This is a genomic window from Nocardia alba NBRC 108234 (genome assembly GCF_001612665.1).
Lineage (GTDB): Bacteria > Actinomycetota > Actinomycetes > Mycobacteriales > Mycobacteriaceae > Nocardia > Nocardia alba.
Genome location: NZ_BDAX01000012.1, coordinates 1 through 14,981 on the forward strand (window position 1 = coordinate 1; position 14,981 = coordinate 14,981).

The 14,981-nt window shown below is 68.2% G+C and carries 15 protein-coding genes; 3 read left to right on the plus strand and 12 right to left on the minus strand.

Annotated elements, in window-relative coordinates:
* Positions 1–324: 324 nt before the first annotated feature.
* The 3 genes from NA12_RS13995 to NA12_RS14005 are packed head-to-tail and all read right to left on the minus strand — an operon-like array spanning position 325 to position 4,269.
* On the minus strand, positions 325–1,203 hold the full coding sequence (locus tag NA12_RS13995; protein ID WP_243654747.1) for a sugar phosphate isomerase/epimerase family protein: 879 nt from the start codon (positions 1,201–1,203) through the stop codon (positions 325–327).
* A 16-nt stretch (positions 1,204–1,219) separates the two neighbouring features.
* Positions 1,220–3,256, minus strand: coding sequence for an Rv0497 family membrane protein (locus NA12_RS34630; RefSeq protein ID WP_067449919.1), 2,037 nt, complete (start codon positions 3,254–3,256; stop codon positions 1,220–1,222).
* Between the two features lie 26 nt (positions 3,257–3,282).
* Positions 3,283–4,269 (minus strand): Ppx/GppA family phosphatase, encoded by a 987-nt coding sequence (locus tag NA12_RS14005; protein ID WP_067450401.1) that lies wholly within the window; start codon positions 4,267–4,269, stop codon positions 3,283–3,285.
* 65 nt (positions 4,270–4,334) lie between these two features.
* Between NA12_RS14005 and NA12_RS14010 the strand changes: the two genes are divergently transcribed.
* Together NA12_RS14010 and NA12_RS14015 are read left to right on the plus strand one after the other, a co-directional pair.
* Positions 4,335–5,195, plus strand: coding sequence for a DUF3109 family protein (locus NA12_RS14010; RefSeq protein WP_243654748.1), 861 nt, complete (start codon positions 4,335–4,337; stop codon positions 5,193–5,195).
* Positions 5,196–5,283: 88 nt separating this feature from the next.
* Positions 5,284–5,613, plus strand: a complete 330-nt coding sequence (locus NA12_RS14015; RefSeq protein ID WP_067449921.1) for a hypothetical protein — start codon at positions 5,284–5,286, stop codon at positions 5,611–5,613.
* 72 nt (positions 5,614–5,685) lie between these two features.
* On the opposite strand, the gene NA12_RS14020 is transcribed toward NA12_RS14015, so the two are convergent.
* From NA12_RS14020 to NA12_RS14050, 6 genes are all read right to left on the minus strand, one after another.
* Positions 5,686–6,375, minus strand: a complete 690-nt coding sequence (locus NA12_RS14020) for a response regulator (RefSeq protein WP_056814516.1) — start codon at positions 6,373–6,375, stop codon at positions 5,686–5,688.
* Positions 6,372–7,610, minus strand: coding sequence for a sensor histidine kinase (locus NA12_RS14025; protein ID WP_056816211.1), 1,239 nt, complete (start codon positions 7,608–7,610; stop codon positions 6,372–6,374). The genes NA12_RS14020 and NA12_RS14025 overlap by 4 nt, the downstream gene beginning before the upstream one ends.
* Before the next feature lie 449 nt (positions 7,611–8,059).
* Positions 8,060–8,407, minus strand: coding sequence for a DoxX family protein (locus NA12_RS14035; RefSeq protein WP_067449925.1), 348 nt, complete (start codon positions 8,405–8,407; stop codon positions 8,060–8,062).
* Positions 8,408–8,529: 122 nt separating this feature from the next.
* Positions 8,530–9,267 (minus strand): phosphoglyceromutase, encoded by a 738-nt coding sequence (locus NA12_RS14040; protein ID WP_067449927.1) that lies wholly within the window; start codon positions 9,265–9,267, stop codon positions 8,530–8,532.
* Positions 9,268–9,294: 27 nt separating this feature from the next.
* Positions 9,295–9,471 (minus strand): KOW domain-containing RNA-binding protein, encoded by a 177-nt coding sequence (locus NA12_RS34140; protein WP_165914755.1) that lies wholly within the window; start codon positions 9,469–9,471, stop codon positions 9,295–9,297.
* 182 nt (positions 9,472–9,653) lie between these two features.
* Entirely contained in the window at positions 9,654–10,541 is an 888-nt protein-coding gene (locus NA12_RS14050; RefSeq protein WP_067450410.1) for an ROK family protein, read from the minus strand.
* Between the two features lie 187 nt (positions 10,542–10,728).
* Between NA12_RS14050 and NA12_RS14055 the strand changes: the two genes are divergently transcribed.
* Entirely contained in the window at positions 10,729–11,904 is a 1,176-nt protein-coding gene (locus NA12_RS14055; RefSeq protein WP_084472754.1) for a lipase family protein, read from the plus strand.
* A gap of 48 nt (positions 11,905–11,952) precedes the next feature.
* Here NA12_RS14055 and NA12_RS14060 read toward each other — a convergent pair whose 3' ends face one another.
* From NA12_RS14060 to NA12_RS14070, 3 genes are all read right to left on the minus strand, one after another.
* On the minus strand, positions 11,953–12,447 hold the full coding sequence (locus NA12_RS14060; RefSeq protein ID WP_067449929.1) for a type III secretion system chaperone family protein: 495 nt from the start codon (positions 12,445–12,447) through the stop codon (positions 11,953–11,955).
* The gene (gene mshA / locus NA12_RS14065; RefSeq protein ID WP_243654830.1) at positions 12,444–13,802 is read right to left on the minus strand and encodes a D-inositol-3-phosphate glycosyltransferase; all 1,359 of its coding nucleotides are present in this window, start codon (positions 13,800–13,802) and stop codon (positions 12,444–12,446) included. Before mshA ends, NA12_RS14060 begins: the two co-directional genes overlap by 4 nt.
* A 140-nt stretch (positions 13,803–13,942) precedes the next feature.
* On the minus strand, positions 13,943–14,935 hold the full coding sequence (locus NA12_RS14070; protein WP_067449931.1) for an alpha/beta hydrolase: 993 nt from the start codon (positions 14,933–14,935) through the stop codon (positions 13,943–13,945).
* Positions 14,936–14,981: the final 46 nt, after the last annotated feature.

Genomic DNA, 14,981 nt, shown 5'->3' on the forward strand with positions numbered 1-14,981 from the left:
GGGTAGAGACATACAGGGATTACCCGGCCCGGGCGGTGAACGTTGGGTCGGGACATACGGGGACTTCCGGGCCCACGCAGTGAACCTTGGGTCCGGACATACGGGGACTTCCGGGCCCACGCAGTGAACCTTGGGTCCGGACATGCGGGGACTTCCGGGCCCACGCAGTGAACCTTGGGTCCGGACATGCGGGGTTGGCAGGGCCGAGTGCTGGACCTTGGGTCGGGGCATACGGGGCTATCGGGCTCGAGCAGCGAGCCTCGAGTAGGGACGTCCGGGGGTGCTCGGTCCGGGCGGATCATGGAGTTGCTCGGGGGAATGTGGTTATGGCAGGTCGGCGTGGTGGGGGTCGGGGGTGGCGCCGGTGAGGTGGCGGCGGGCGAATTCCAGGGTGCGGGCCAGCTGGGTGGAGCGCTCGGCGGTGGTGCGGGCGTTCTGGGTGTTGATCTCGGCTACGGCGTGGCCGCGGAAACCGGTGTGTATCAGGTGTTCACACAGTTGCGCGCAGGGCTGGGTGCCGTCGCCGGGCACTAGGTGCTCGTCGTGGGCGGCGCCGCGACCGTCGGCCAGGTGCAGGTGGACCAGGCCCTCGCCCATCCGGTGGGCCAGTTCCAGGGCGTCGGTACCGGCTGTCGCGGTGTGCGAGAGGTCGAGGGTGTAGTGGTCGAAGCCGGTATCGGTCGGGTCATAGGAGGGGCTGAACGCGCTCACGGCGCGGCCGGGGCCGGCACGGCGTTCCAGCCTGCGTACCGCGCCGTCGCGGAACAGGGTGTCGGCCCGCATCGGGAACATGTTCTCCACGGCCACCTTGACCGGGTGATGGGCCTCCAGTTCACCGACCTGATCGGCGAAACCTCTGGCGTAGCGGCGTTGCCAGCGAAACGGCGGATGCACCACCACGGTGTCGGCGCCGAGGGCCTCGGCGGTCCGCACGCTGCGTTCCAGCTTGGCCACGGGGTCGGCGCCCCAGACCCGTTGGGAGATCAGCAGACACGGCGCGTGCACGGCCAGGACGGGGACGCCGTAACGCTTCGCGTAGGACTGCACGGTCGCGATATCCTGGCTGGCGGGCTCGGCCCAGACCATCAATTCCACACCGTCGTAACCCAATTCGGCGGCATAGCGAAACGCCGCCTGGGTGTTCTCCGGATAGACCGAGGCTGTCGACAACCCGATCGCGATGTCCGCCTTTGCGTTCCCCACAGCCCACTCCCTGTAATCAGCTGGTACTGAGGAGAAAGGCTAGCGGTCCCAGCGTCACGAAGACGCCTACGACGACGGCGATCACGGTGCTGAAGATGTCGTCGGTGCGGCGCAGGACACGGACCAGCGCCACCAGACCGAGGATCACCACCATCGCCAGGGCCAGCGCCACCCACGGCAGCGTTTCCCACATCGTCTCGAAACCTTTGAAGAGCAACATTCCGGCGACCGCCGCGCCCGCGCTCTGCGCACCGAGGATCAGCCACTGGCGGCGGTTGGCGTTGTCGCCGTCGCCGCGCGCCATGCTCGCTACACGCCCGGCGCGGTCGGCTACCGACCCGGCGGCTCGATTGCCCGCCAGCCTGCTCGCGGCCCGCGACTCGGCGACGCTCGCGGGCTTCGACTTGGTCCGGGCCGCGACCTTCGCCCTCGCCCGGTCGGCCAGTGACAAGGCGGCTGCTTTCGTCGCCGCGCGCCTGCCCGCCCTGGTCGAGTTCGGTTCGTAGTCGTCGTCGTAGTCGTCATCGTCGAACGCCGCGTCGTCGTAGTCGGATTCGGCGTAGTCGGCGTCGGAGTAGTCGTTGTCGGTGTAATCGCGGTCGACGTAGTCGGACTCGGCGTAGTCGTCGGTGTCCTCGTTGTCGACCTGATCGGCACCGACCCGGTGCACGAGCTCGGTGCGCGCGTCGGCGTCGGGACCGCGCTGGGCGCGCTGGCGCAGCAGGTCACCCGCGACCGACTGCCCGGACAGCAGCGGCTGCTCCTGGCTGACCGGCGACCACGCGGCCGTCGGGAAACCACCGCTCTCCGGCGCGGGCGTGTTCTTCTCCGGACGATGTCTGCGCGCCGACCACGACGGCAACCCGCCGGATTTCGGCTCACCCCGCCGGCGATCCAGCGAGGGCCGCTGATCCGCGCCGCGGGCAGGCGGAGCGTCGACGCCCGGCGCGAGTTTGTAGACCTGCGTGGCCTCCTCGCTCGGCGGCGGGTATCCGTTGAAGGCCTGCGCCGCGTCGCCACGACCGGGCTGCCCGTTCGGCACGGGGGCACCGTTGCGCCCCGCTCCGTTGAAGCCTCGCGCAGGCTCGACGCCCGGCCGCCCGGTAGCGGGCTGCCCATCGAAAGACTCGCCTGGAGGTCCGTTGAAGCCCGAGGCGGGCCTCCCGTCGAAGGACTCGCCCGGTCGTCCGTTGAAGCCCGGCGCGGGCCGACTGTCGAAGGCCGATCCGGCCTGATTGTCGAAACCGGACCCGATATCGGGGAACGCGTCCAATCCACGCGACTGCCCCGGTCGACCCATGAACGCCTGCGGTGCGTCGATGCCCGCCTCGTACAGCGGCGCGTCGAACGACGGGCGAACCGGCGCCGCGGCGGCCTCGTTCGCCTCCTCCGCGGCTTCGGCGGCGCGCCTGCGCGCCGCCCGGCCACCGACGACCGGCGGCGGCTTCGGCGGCTCGGCGCGCGGGGCGACCTCGGGTTCCTCCGGTCGATGCCGTCTGCCCCCGCCGACCGCGGGTAGCGCACCCGAGCCGAACATCTCGGCGATACCGGGATCGACCGGCTGCGTGGGCCCCCCGGGAACACCGAGGCGACCCGGACCGCGCGCTCCCCCGCGGGAACCGGCATCGCGCGCTTCGGCGCGGAACGGTCCGAAGGGATCGGTCGAAGGTCGCTGTTCGCCGAGTCCGAGTGGATCACGCGTAGCGGGCGCGGAATACCCGGCATCGGGGTCGAATCGGGCAATCGGGCCCGACATCGGCGAGAAGGCCGGTTCGGCCGGACCGGGCGGCGGGTAGGGGGCGGGCTGGTAGCTCGCGGGCGGTTCGTAAGTCGGCGTGGGCTCGGGCGCGTAGGTCGGCGGCGGGACGTAGGCGGGCGGGGGTTGCGGCGCGGGCGGTGCGGGCGCGGCATGCGAGTTCGGCTTGACCGCCGCGTTCTCACCGGTCAGATCGGTGACCGAGAGTCCACGCCCGCTGCGTCGTCGTCGTCCACCGCCACCGGAGGCAGCGGGCGCGGCTCCCTGCGCGGCGTTGCGCGCCAGCAGCTCTGCCACCGATAGCTGTTTAGAATCCTCGCTACTCATGCCGACTCCACTTCCGCGACCGGCGTGACCGGCGGCACCGCGGCCGGTCCACCCCCGTTGGGCTCGGCATCCAGTTTGCGCAAGATGAGGCCTTCGCGCAGCGCCCACGGGCAGATTTCGATGCTGTCGAGCGATAACGCCCGCATACTCGCCTCCGCGACCAACGCGCCTGCTACCAATTGCTGGGACCGATCCGAACTCACGCCTTCCAGTTCCGCGCGGTCGGATGCGGTCATCCGGGAGATGAACGCGATCAGCTGACGCAGACCGGAGCTGGTCAGTGTACGTCGCACCCGAGGTCCGGCCGCCGAGGGTGCCGCGCCGGTCAGCCGGGCCAGCGATCGGAAGGTCTTCGAGGTGCCCACGGCCAGGTCGGGCCTGCCCGCGTCGATCATCGTCTTGGACGGGGCTACCAGTTCGGCGTCGAGCCAGTCGCGCAGGACCGCGATCTTGCGCTTGCTCGGCGGGTCGTCGCGCAGCCATTCCCTGGTGAGCCTGCCCGCGCCGAGTTGCAGCGACAGCGCCACGTCGGGTTCCTCGTCGCCGCCGTTGGACAGCTCCAGCGAGCCGCCGCCGATGTCGAGATTGATGATCCGGCCCGCGCTCCAGCCGAACCAGCGGCGCACCGCGAGGAACGTCAGCCTGGCCTCGTCGTCGCCGGAGAGCACTTGCAGATCGACGCCGGTCATCGCCCGGACGCGCGCGAGCACTTCCTCGGAATTGGTCGCCTCGCGCAGGGCCGAGGTGGCGAACGGCATCAGCTCGACGCATTTGGAATTGCGAGCCAGGTCGGCGAATTCGAGGATGGTCGCGATCAGCCGCGCCTCACCTTCCTCGGTGATCCGGCCCATCGAATCCATGCTCTCGGACAGACGCAACGCCGACTTCGACGAGCTCATCGGCATCGGGTGCCCACCACGATGCGCGTCCACCACGAGCAGGTGGACGGTATTGCTTCCGACATCGAGAACACCAAGCCGCACACGAATACGGTACTTGGTGATCCGGTACAGCATGCCAGGCGACTGAACTGTTAGCGTCACGAGCTGTGACCGAAGGCGCATCTGGCACCGCGGAGACCGGGCTCCGACCTGGGCGAAAGATCGATCCGACCCCGGAAGTCGAGCTCGATTTCCCACGGGAATGGATCGAGTTCACCGATCCAGCAAACGACGAGCACCAGATCGTCGCCGATCTGACGTGGCTACTGTCGCGCTGGACGTGCGTGTTCGGCACGCCTGCCTGCCAGGGCATCATCGCCGAACGCCCCGACGACGGCTGCTGCTCGCACGGCGCTTTCCTCGCCGACAAAGACGATCGCAAGCGTCTCAACAATGCTGTGAAGATGCTCACACCCGATGACTGGCAGCTGATGGGTGAGGCCACCGAGCACGGCAAAGTTGTCAAGAAGGGTTACCTCGAACTCGACGAGCTAGAGGACGAACCGGCCCTGCGGACCCGCCGCTTCGACGGCGCCTGCATCTTCCTCAACCGTCCCGGCTTCGCGGCGGGCCCCGGCTGCGCGCTGCACATCATGGCGGTGCGCAAGGGCATCGAACCGCTGGAGGTGAAGCCGGACGTGTGCTGGCAGCTGCCGATCCGGCGCACCCAGGATTGGGTGGAACGCCCGGATGGCGAGCAGATCCTGCGCACCGTGGTCACCGAATACGACCGGCGTGGCTGGGGAGCGGGCGGCCTCGACCTGGATTGGTACTGCACCGGGTCTCCCGATGCCCATGTCGGCGCGAAGCCGGTCTGGCAGTCCTACGGCCCGGAACTGCGCGAGCTGCTCGGTGCGCCCGCCTACGACGAACTCGCCAAGCACTGCCGCCGGCGCGAGGGCCTCGGCCTGATCGCGGTGCATCCGGCGACGGTCGAAGCCGAGCGAATGAAACCGGAAGCTCACTGATCGAATCACGCGGAGTGAAATCCTCGTAACCATTCGGTTCACCTGTAGGTCGTGCATCCGTCACCGAACTGGGGTTGGATAGCTGTTCATGTCCAAGAAAGCGATCTACGCAGCGACCCTCGCGATCGGCGCGACCCTCTCGATGACCGGCCTGGCCAATGCCGAACCGAACGGTGATCCAGCCGCGTACTGGGACTTCACATCCGAATTCGTGAACTACAACGACCCGGCGGCGATCGACGCCGCCAAGAACGGCAAGTACATCATCATCAGCACGCAGGGCACCTCCTCCCCCATCGGCTGCCGCGGTAACGGCGCCGACGTGCCGATCTACGACTGCAAGCAGTTCGACGGCGTGGAAGTTGTCGCCCTGAAGAAGATCGAAACCCCGCTGGGCACCGCCTGGAGCGTGCTCTGAGCTGTCCCGCCGTCCATGAACGAGAGGATCCCGCCGGCGCGCCGGCGGGATCCTCTCGTTGTCGGGCCGATGTCAGGCTTCGAGCTTGTAGCCGAGTCCTCGCACAGTCACCAGGTGTTCCGGCTTGGCCGGGTCGGCCTCGATCTTCGAGCGCAAGCGCTTGACGTGCACGTCGAGGGTCTTGGTGTCGCCCACGTAGTCGGCGCCCCACACCCGGTCGATCAGCTGCCCGCGGGTGAGCACGCGGCCGGAGTTGCGCAGCAGGTACTCGAGCAGATCGAACTCCTTGAGCGGCAGAGTGACCTGCCCACCGTTGACATGCACGGTGTGGCGGTCCACGTCCATGCGCACCGGACCGGCCTCGAGCACGCCGTTCTCGCTGCCGGAGTCGAGCTCGTCACCGGCGCCGCGACGCAGCACGGCCCGGATCCGCGCGATCAGCTCGCGCGCCGAGTACGGCTTGGTGACGTAGTCGTCGGCGCCGAGTTCGAGCCCGACGACCTTGTCGATCTCGCTGTCGCGCGCGGTCACCATGATCACCGGCACGCCGCTGCGCGTGCGCAACTGCTTGCACACGTCGGTGCCGCTCATGCCGGGCAGCATCAGGTCCAGCAGCACGATATCGGCGCCGGAGCGGTCGAATTCGGCCAGCGCGGATGGTCCGTCGCCGACGACGGTGACGTCGAAGCCTTCCTTGCGAAGCAGGAACGCCAGCGGCTCGGCCAGCGAATCCTCGTCTTCGACGATCAACACACTCGTCATCTGCGTGCCTCCACACCGTTCGTTCGTCCCGCGAGAGTGCGCGGGACGGTGGTTTCTCTCGTGGTGGACTCCGGCGTCTGTTCCGCGTCCTCGTCCCCATCTGTTTCCAGATGGGCGGGGATGCGCAGCGTGAACGTCGAGCCGGTGCCCAATTTGCTCCACAGGGTAATTTCGCCGTTGTGGTTGGCCGCCACGTGTTTCACGATGGCCAAGCCGAGTCCGGTGCCGCCGGTGGATCGGGAGCGGGCCTTGTCGGAGCGGAAGAACCGCTCGAATACCCGTTCCTGGTCTTCCTTGGCGATCCCGATGCCACGATCGGTGACCGCCATCGCGACGTGATCGCCGCGCAGCGACCGGCTCACCGACACGTGCGAACCCTGTGGTGAATACGCGATCGCGTTCTCCACCAGGTTCGACAGCGCGGTCACCAGCAACGTTTCGTCCCCCAGCACTTCCAGCCCGCTCGGCCGGTCGGTGCTGACGGTGATGCCCGCGGCCTCGGCGGCGGTGCGCGAGCGGTCTACCGCCTGCTGCACCACCGTGTCGACATCGACCACGGCCAGGTCGGGCAGTTTCTCGGCGCCCTGTAGGCGCGACAGCGCGATCAGCTCGGTCACCATCTTGCCCAGACGCCGGGATTCGCCCAGCACGCGGGAACCGAAGTGGCGGACGGCTTCGGGATCGTCGGCCGATTCCAGCATGGCCTCGGCCAGCAGGCTCATCGCGCCGACGGGCGTCTTGAGTTCATGGCTGACGTTGGCGACGAAATCGCGCCGTGTCGCCTCCATCCGGGCCTGCTCGGAATCGTCGTCGGCGAACAGCACGACGAAGCTGGTTTCCTCGCGGGAGAGTTTGCGGGCCACACCACGCACAGCGATCCGGCCGCGACCGGGTAGCGGGTTCTTGGCGGTGAGGTCGTATTCGGCGGATTCGCCGGTCGCGAGGACCTTCTCCACGGCGGCCCACGCGCGTTCATCGAGCAATCGGTTGCGCACCAGCCCGAGTTCCTCGGCGCGCGGATTCACCAGCACCACATCGCGATACTCGTCGACCACGGCGATGCCGGACTCGGACGCGAGCACGATCAGGTCGAGCACCTGCGACATCGTCAGCCCGGTGTCTTCCTGGGTACGGGCGGCCTGCCTGGCGTTGACGAACGGGATGAGCAGGCCACCGACTGCCAGCCCCACGACAGCCGCGAGGACTGCCAACAGCACGGCCTGCGGAACACTCACAAGATTGATCGTACGAGTGCAGACCGACATAACGTCACCGGGTCGACGAAGTTTCACGCAGGTCACAGGCACTTGGCACGGCGTTCTCTCGCCGTTCACCCGGAAGGCACCTGGACCCTCGCCGGGCGTGTCAGTCGGCCGGTTCGCCGAGTATCCGCGAGGCCCCGTTCCGCATCGATCCATTCGCCGAACGTATGAATCGGAACGAGCAGATCGCGGCCCGATTCGGTGATTTCGGAGCCGATTCGCGGGCGCGCTTCGCCGTACCGGCGCCTGCGTAGGCGCGTCGTCTTCTCCCCGCGCCGCAACATCGGAATCTGCGTATTCCCGCTGATCTCCCCGCCCACCCGCGTGCGGTTCGCTGTGACTTTGCGGACCATCGCCCACCGGGTACTCCACCACCGGCAGCCACGATTTCGCGAACCGATCGCGCGGGTGCCCTTACTCGACTACGCGGCGATCCCGAGACCCAGCGCCACCGCGACCGGCACCAGGTACAGCACCGGGAACGCCACTGTCTTGTACGAGCGCGCTCGGAGCACTGTCACCACCGCGCCGGCGAAGTACAGGATCAGACCGATCGCGGCGATGGCCCCGATCACCGGTGCGAACAGGCCGACCAGCAGGCCCACCGATCCGAGTGCCTTGGCGACACCCAGCGGTGTCCACCAGGTTTGCGGCACGCCGTATTCCACCAGCGGATCCACCACGAACGGCGCCCGGCGCAGCAGTGAGAAGGCCGAGAACCCCACCCACAGTGCGGCGACGACGGTGACTATGACGTAGGCGATGTGCATGGCGTAACTCCTTCGGCAACCGCGTGTTTCGCGGTACTACCGAGGTGACGAGACAGCTCCCGCGAGTGTGACAGCACAACGGCCCCACACCGTCGGACGGTGTGGGGCCGTAACGAGGGCAGCTACTTGCCGCCCTGGTTGGCGACAGCGGCGGCACCCGCGGCGGCGGCGGCCGGGTCCAGGTACTCGGCGGCCTTCACCGGGCGCATGTTCTCGTCCAGTTCGTAGACCAGCGGGATGCCGGTGGGGATGTTCAGGCCGGAGATGTCCTCGTCCGAGATGCCGTCGAGGTGCTTGACCAGCGCGCGCAGCGAGTTGCCGTGCGCGGCGACCAGCACGGTCTTGCCGGTGCGCAGTTCCGCGGAGATGGTGTCTTCCCAGTAGGGCACCATCCGCTTCACGACATCGAGCAGGCACTCGGTCTCGGGGACCTCGATGCCCGCGTAGCGCGGGTCGCCGACCTGGCTGTACTCGTTGTCGGGCTGGATCGGCGGCGGCGGGGTGTCGTAGCTGCGACGCCACAGCATGAACTGTTCCTGGCCGTACTGCTCGCGGACCTGCTCTTTGTTCTTGCCCTGGAGGTCACCGTAGTGGCGCTCGTTGAGCCGCCAGTCGCGCACGACCGGGATCCACAGCCGGTCGGCGGTGCCGAGCGCGTTGTCGGCGGTGCTGATCGCGCGGCGCAGCAGCGAGGTGTAGACGACATCGGGCAGGATGCCTGCCTCTTTGAGCAGCTCTCCCGCTCGTTTGCCCTCGGCGATGCCCTTGTCGGTGAGTTGGACATCCACCCAGCCGGTGAACAGGTTGAGGGCGTTCCATTCGCTCTCGCCGTGGCGCAGCAGCACGAGGGTGTAGGTCATAGGGGTCATTCTGACATTGCGGTCAGGTCAGGCCCACTCCACCTCGTCGAAGCCGATGACGATCTCGTACGGCCCGCCCTTGACCAGCGCGTCGACCTGTAATCGTGACGCCACCGGGTCGACTTCGCGCACTACGGCGCACACTCCTTGGAACGGACCCTCCGGAATATGGACGACATCGCCCGGCACGTAGTCGGCAGCCACCTCACCGAGGCTACGCCCGCCCACGCCGAGCTCCACAGAACGCGCCCGAGCACCGAAAAGTCTTTCGCTCCGGTCGCGGGCCGTCCCGCTTCTGGACTGACCGCAGGGTGCGACGAAGGAGTGCCCGGAGGGAGGGAAGAAGCGGGACCAGGGGCCCGCGATCCGCGGCGCCAGCCGCAAAACTACACAGCTTCGACCGCCAGCACTCCCGCGCCGACCAGCGTGGCGCCCTCGCGCAACGTCGACAGTCGCACCGACAGGTCCTCGATGAACTCGAGCCGCGAATGCCGCGCCACCGCAGCGCGCAACGGCCCCCACAGCGGCTCTCCCGACTGCGCGAATCCGCCGCTGATCACCGCCCGATCCACATCGAGCAGCGCGGCGGCCGATGAAATCGCTCGGCCCAGTGCGGTTCCGGCGCGAGCCATGGCGGCGACGGCGATCCGGTCACCGCGCTGCGCGGCCTCGGCGAGTTCGGTACCGCTCTCGCCTTCCCAGCCGCGCGCCCGCGCCCACCGCACCGACGACATCCCGCTCGCCACCGCCTCCACACACCCGAATCCCCCGCAGGCACAAGCGGTGTCATCACCGGGCACCACGAGGTGACCGATGTGACCGGCATTTCCCGTGCGCCCCACCACCACCCGACCGTCGGCGATGATCCCCCCGCCCACGCCCGACGACACGGTCATGGCCAGCCCGTTGTCCACCCCGCGCAACCCGCCCACCCGATGCTCGGCCAGCACCAGACACGCGCCGTCGACGGCCAACCGCACCACCGCGTTCGGGAACAGTGCGCGCACGTGTTCGACGATCGCGAATCCGTCGCGCCACGCCGCCAGATTCAACGGCCTGATCGTTCCGGCGCGCACATCGACCGGTCCCGCCGCGCCGATCCCGACCGCGCTCACCTCGTTGTCACCGGCTACAGCGACCAGCAGGTCCCGGCAAGCCGCCCACGGGTCGTCCGAGGCGGCGGCCGTCCGGCGCACATCGCGCAGCCGATAGTGCGGGTCCACAAGTCCCGCCGCGAATTTCGTCGCCCCGATATCGAGCGCGAGCACCGCCATCACCACTCCTACCTCCCATGATGGAGCGCGTCGTCGCACACCCGTTCGCACCCGATGTGAGCCGTCACAACATGTGGCACACGACACTTTGACTACTGGTCGGTACATACGACCGGTTTTCGTTGGATACTTCGACACGGGTCGGGTCATATCGTTTGGGCAGCACTACTGTTGATGAAGGAAAGCTGTGTCGAAAATCGCTGTACTGGTGTTGAGTCTGCTCTCTGTGGGCTTGTTCGCCGCGCCCGCGGGCGCGAACCCGCTGTATCCGACGCCTGATCCAGATCCGTTCTTCACCGCACCCGCCGACATCGCCGCGCTGGCACCCGGCGACGTCGTGCGCACCCGCCACATCGACACCATGATGTACCCGGGCACCGAGGGCCACCAGGTCGCGTTCCGCTCCACCAATTCGGCGGGCCACGCGATCATGGGCGTCACCACCGTGCTCATGCCGGTCGGCGTGAAGAACCCGCCGCTGGTGTCCTACCAGGCGCTGATCAACTCCATCGGCACGCGCTGCAACCCGTCGCAGTCGCTGTTCAACGGCGAGCTGCAGGACGCCCCCGGCGCCATGCTGCCGTTGGCGCGTGGCTGGGCGATCTCGGTGCCCGACTACCTCGGCCCGACGGTGGCCTACGGTGCGGCCAAGCTCAGCGGCATGGTCACCCTCGACAGCGTGCGCGCCGTCCAGAAGGTCGCCGAACTCGGCGTCGGCAACTCACCGGTGGCGATCGCCGGCTATTCCGGCGGCGGTATGGCCACCGCGTGGGCGGGCGCGCTCCAGCCCACCTACGCACCGGAGTTGAAGCTCGCGGCCGTGGTGTCCGGCGGTATCCCCGCCGATCTCGAATTGATGGCCGACGCACTGGGTTTCGCGCCGCACCCCGGCTTCGGCCTCGCCTTCGCCGCCGCGATGGGCATCGAGCGCGAGTACCCCGAGCAGGTGCCGGTGTCGGACCAGCTCAACGAGAACGGTCTGTGGTTCCGGGAGTTCACCAAGGACGCGTGCCGTCGCTTCCTGCTGTTCCACGGCGCCCTGCGCAATGCCGACCAGATGGCGGCGTCCAAGGAACTGCTGGGCAGCCAGGTGGCCCGTGGTGTGCTGCGGGAGAACAGCCTCGTGCACTTCCAGGGCGCGCCGACCGCACCCACCTACATCTGGCAGGGCAAGTACGACGTCCTCACCCCGTACGCGCCGGTCGCCGAGACCATCGCCCGCTGGTGCGGGCAGGGTGCGCCGGTGCAGCTGAACACGGTCGAGATCTCCGAGCACATGACCGCCGCCGTGGCGGGCTTCGGCGATGCCTGGAACTACGTCGAGGCCCGTTTCCGCAACGAACCGGTTCCGACGAACTGCTGAGTCGATGACGATGCCGGGCAGGAACTCTCCTGCCCGGCATCGTTGTGTTCAGACCTTGTCGGCGTCGTCGATGATGTGCTCGAAGGCGCGCAGGTTCTTCAGCGACTCACCACGCGAGACCCGCCACTTCCATTCCTTGCGAATGGATTCGGCGAAACCGAGTTCCAGCAGGGTGTTGAAGTCGTTGTCGACGGCCTCGAGGGTCTGGCCGAAGATCCGATCGAGTTCGTCGGCGGTGACCGACTCGGCGGACATGCGGCCGACCAGATAGATGTCGCCGACATTGTCGAGGGTGTAGGCCACGCCGTAGAGACGGCGGTTGCGGCGCAGCAGGTATTTGTAGACGCCTTCGAAGTTCTCGTCGGGTTTGCGGCACACGAACGATTCGATCCGGACACCGTGCTTGCCCACGGTCAGCATCACCGTGGTCTTCAGCTTGCGCTCGCCGGGCAGCACCACGATGAACGTGTCGTCACCGTGGCGGGTGTATTCGATCTCGCGATCGCGCAGGGTGTCGTCGATGACCTGCGAAACGGCGCTCACCTGTGCGCTCCCGTCCGGCGCCGCAACAGCGCCCGCGATCTGGCCTGCCTGTTCTCGCCCGCGTACAGGGCGATCGGACCGCGTTCGGTGCGGAATCCGGCCATCGCGGCAGCGTAGCTGTCGAGCAGGCCCTCGGCGGTGTGCGCCCAGGAGAACCGGCTCGCGTGCTCGACGGCGGTGGCGCCCATCCGGGTGAGCCGGTCGGGATCGTCGAGCAGGGCGGCCAGCGCGTCGGCCCAGTCGCCGGTGCGATGCCCCGGCACGAGCAGGCCGGATTCGTGGTCGCGCACCGCGGTGCCGAGTCCGCCGACATCGGCGGCGAGGACCGGGGTGCCGCTGGCCTGCGCCTCGATGGCGACCAGGCCGAAGGATTCGTTGTAACTCGGCACGGCCACCACATCGGCCGCGCGGTACACCTGCACGAGCTTGTCGGCGGGTTGCGGCGGCAGGAACGTGACCCGTTCGGCGATGCCGAGATCGGCGGCCAGTTCGATCAGCGCGTCGGGCCTGGCCAGTCCCGTGCCCGACGGTCCGCCGACGATCAGCACGCGCAGCTCGCGGCTCGGATCACGGCCGAGCAGCTCGGCCGCCGCGCGCACGAGCACATCGGGGGCCTTGAGCGGCTGGATCCGGCCGATGAACGCCACGATCTGTTCATCGGCGCGCAGTCCGAGTTCGCGGCGCGCGGCGAGCTTGTCACCGGGTCGGTAGCGGGTCAGGTCGGCGCCGGGCGGCACCACATCGATGCGGTCGGGCGAGGCGCCGTAGAGGTCGACGAGCTGACGGGCTTCATCACCGGTGTTGGCCACCAACCGGTCGGACTCGGCGATCACCTGCTTCTCGCCGATCAGCCTGGTCTCGGGTTCGGGGGTATCGCCGTGGGCCAGCGCGGCGTTCTTCACCGCGGCCAGGGTGTGCGCGGTGTGTACCAACGGCACCCGCCAGCGGTCGCGCGCGAGCCAGCCGACCTGCCCGGAGAGCCAGTAGTGCGAATGCACCAGGTCGTAGTAGCCGGGCAGGTGCCGCGCTTCCTGACGCAGCACCTCGGCGGTGAACGGACACAGCTGGGTGGGCAGTTCGTGCTTGTCGAGTCCCTCGAACGGGCCCGCCACCACGTGGCGCACGATCACGCCGGGTCCGGCTTCGGCCACCGGCGGGAGTTCCGAGGAGGTCGCCCGGGTGAAGATCTCCACCTCGGTGCCCCGTTTCGCCAGCTCGAGCGCGGTCTGCAGCACGTAGACATTCATCCCGCCCGCGTCCCCCGTACCGGGCTGCGCCAGCGGCGAGGTATGCACCGATAGCACCGCGATGCGATGGGGCAATAGATCGGGACGACGCTGGCTCACACCCTCCAGTGTGCACGCCGCGACGCCACGACCGTTACCCCTAGCGGGTTCGGTGATGGCTGTCACAGCGCGTTCGTGAGGGAGTTCACGTACCTCGTCGCGGTCGAGCCTGCCCGATCCACGGCCAGCGCGCGAGCGGATTTCGGCCGTCACGCTCGATTGAGCGCCGCCTCGAACACGGGCCATGATTTGTGCATGTCCTGCTCCCAATAGCCCCACGAGTGGGTGCCGTCGGGTCGCAGGTCCACCGTCGCGGGAATGCCGAGCGTTTGCAGCCGGTCGCGCAGCTGCATGGTGCACAGATTCGTGACGGCTTCGAGCCCGGCGCCGAACAGCAACTGCATGGTCAGTTGCGTCGGGTCGCCCTTGGCGGCGTCGATGGTGTCGTAGGGGCCGGGAATGCCGGTGCCGGAGGAGATGTAGACGTCGGTGCCGCGCAACGCTTCCGCGTGCAGGTAGGGGTCGTTGGCCGACCAGGCGGGATCGGTGGGCGGTCCCCACATATTGGCGGCGTTGCCGAGTCTGCTGCCGACCACGGTCCGCACGATGGCCTGTCCGCGGATATCACTGGTGCGCACGCATCCGCTGTAGGACCCGATCGCCCGGTACAGGCCCGGCTCGGAGAGCGCGAGCTGGAACACCGAGGTCCCCGCCATCGACAGTCCCGCAATGGCATTGGTGCCGGTGCCGTGGAATTCCGCGTCGATCACGGGCGGTAGTTCCTTGGTGAGGAAAGTGGCCCAGCGCTGTTTGCCGAGCACCGGATCGTCGGTTCGCCAGTCGGCGAAATAGCTTCCCGCCCCGCCGAACGGGATCACCACATTGACCTGTTTGTCCTTGAAGAACTCGACGACATCGGTGCGATCGAGCCAGTTGCCGTCACTGCCGCCGCCGACCCCGTTGAGTAGATACAGTGTCGGCGCGGGCGCTTTCGGGTCCGCCGCCCGCAATACCCGCACCCGGGTGACGATGTCCATCGCCGGCGAGTACACGCCCACATCGATGGTGTGGTCCGGTTCGACCCGCTGATCCTCGACCCGCGCTGTCGCCGGCGCGGCGCCGGCGGGTACCCCGACCACGGCACCGGCCAACAAGCCGAGCACGGCCACCACGACCCGTACGCCCACTGCCCGACCGAACATCATCGAACTCCGATCTCGACGCCGAATCCTCTTCTCCACTTACGAT

Coding starts and splice junctions, on each gene's coding strand:
- NA12_RS14070 (WP_067449931.1), bottom strand. CDS start 14,935: ATGTTCGGTCGGGCAGTGGGCGTACGGGTCGTGGTGGCCGTGCTCGGC.
- NA12_RS14020 (WP_056814516.1), bottom strand. CDS start 6,375: ATGACGAGTGTGTTGATCGTCGAAGACGAGGATTCGCTGGCCGAGCCG.
- NA12_RS14015 (WP_067449921.1), top strand. CDS start 5,284: ATGTCCAAGAAAGCGATCTACGCAGCGACCCTCGCGATCGGCGCGACC.
- NA12_RS14040 (WP_067449927.1), bottom strand. CDS start 9,267: ATGACCTACACCCTCGTGCTGCTGCGCCACGGCGAGAGCGAATGGAAC.
- NA12_RS14035 (WP_067449925.1), bottom strand. CDS start 8,407: ATGCACATCGCCTACGTCATAGTCACCGTCGTCGCCGCACTGTGGGTG.
- NA12_RS14050 (WP_067450410.1), bottom strand. CDS start 10,541: ATGGCGGTGCTCGCGCTCGATATCGGGGCGACGAAATTCGCGGCGGGA.